The organism is Streptomyces pathocidini (genome assembly GCF_001418495.1).
GTDB lineage: Bacteria > Actinomycetota > Actinomycetes > Streptomycetales > Streptomycetaceae > Streptomyces > Streptomyces pathocidini.
The window spans coordinates 15,712-16,141 of record NZ_LIQY01000117.1; the positions used below are offsets into that span (position 1 = coordinate 15,712).

Annotated in this window: 1 protein-coding gene; it reads right to left on the reverse strand. The window is 70.0% G+C overall.

Going from position 1 to position 430, the window contains the following annotated elements:
- Nucleotides 1–319, reverse strand: a 319-nt coding sequence (locus AOK16_RS28045) for an acyl-CoA dehydrogenase family protein (protein WP_240483429.1), incomplete at its 3' end; no start/stop codon positions are given.
- Between the last annotated feature and the right edge of the window lie 111 nt (nt 320–430).

Below are 430 nucleotides of genomic sequence, written 5' to 3' on the forward strand. Positions count from 1 at the left end.
GCTCGTCGGTGCCGAACTGCATGAGGGTCGGTCCGACGGTGTTGAGGGCCATGAGCGGCAGCGGTACGCCCGCTTGGGCGGCCTCGTCGAAGAAGATGAACTGTTCCATCGGGGTCATGCCGCGGCCGCCGTACTCGGTGGGCCAGCCGACGCCGAGCCAGCCGTCGGCGCCGAGGCGGCGGACGGTCCGGCGGTAGAAGCGCTTCTGGCCGGCGGGGTCGGTGTAGCGGGAGTAGGCGTTGTCGGGCACCAACTCGGTGAAGTAGGCGCGCAGTTCGGTGCGCAGCCGCTGCTGACCGGGCGTGTATTCGAGGTGCACGGCCCCTCCTGGGGTGTCGCTCTACCTGGCTGTCCCGACTCCGCGATCCCCGCGGCGGGCACAGACTAGAACGCGTTCCACTCATGTGGAAGGGGCGGGCACGGTCCGGAC